We start from the raw sequence: 987 nt of genomic DNA on the forward strand, positions 1-987 counted from the left end.
GGCCAGCGCGGCGAGGCCGACGCCGGCCGGGACGTTCGGATGCGCGAGCTTGCCGGCCCGCTCGGCCCACACCCGCGCCTCGTCGCGCCGTCCGCGCTCGGCCTCGATCCGGGCCATCACCTCACAGCACGCCATCAGCGCGGCCGGATCGATCTTGGGCCGGACGAATCCGTTGCAGGCCGTCACCAGGGCCTCGGCGCCCTCGTCGACCCGGCCGGCGTTGACGAGCGCGAGCGCGTGGACGTACTGGGCCATCGCGCCCCACCACTCGACCGTGTCGGCGGACAGGGCCATGGCCTGCTCCCCGAACCGCAGGGCCTCCTCGTCGTGGCCGGTCCAGCTCGCCACGAGGCACTGCTGGGTGAGCGCCATGACGAGCTCCTGGCCCGTGCCGAGCAGCCGCGCCACCCCGGCGGCCTCCTCGGCGGCGATCGCCGCGTCGGCGAGCCGGCCGAGCATGACGAGGGCGCGCGCCAGGCCCGCCATCAGGTGGGGGACCATGTAGCTCTGCCCGGTGGACCGGGCGACCGTGATGGCGCGGTCGAAGCGCCGCCGGGCGCTCTGGTGCCGTCCCATCATGGTCTCGGTCCAGCACAGCCAGGTGATGATGTCCATCCACTCGGCGAGGTGCTCGTCGGGCGCCGCGGCGACGAGGCGGTCGGCCCGGTCGATGTGCCGCACCGCGTCGGCGATGCGCCCGGCGGCCAGCGACGGCAGCGGGCGCAGCGACGCGGTCGCCATCTCCAGCCCGGGCTCCCACTCCGGCGCGCTGTCGGGCATCAGCTCCAGCACGGCGTTGGCGGCCCGGAAGTCGCTGCGGATCAGGCTGTCGGCGACGAGCCGCAGCCGCAACCGTACGGCGGCGGCCGAGCGCGGGTCGGAGATCCGGTGCAACTCGTCCAGGAGCACGGTACGGCCCTGGTGCGGACGGCCGAGCATGCGTTCCATCAGCGCGCAGACGCGCGCCGCGCGCGACCGCCGGGAGAT

1 pseudogene is annotated in these 987 nt (G+C 75.2%); it reads right to left on the reverse strand.

The window, feature by feature from the left end:
- Positions 1 to 987, reverse strand: a pseudogene (locus ACFFNX_RS51115) (helix-turn-helix transcriptional regulator); the annotation flags it as partial.

The sequence above is a fragment of the Actinoallomurus acaciae genome (assembly GCF_042429965.1).
Taxonomy (GTDB): domain Bacteria; phylum Actinomycetota; class Actinomycetes; order Streptosporangiales; family Streptosporangiaceae; genus Actinoallomurus; species Actinoallomurus acaciae.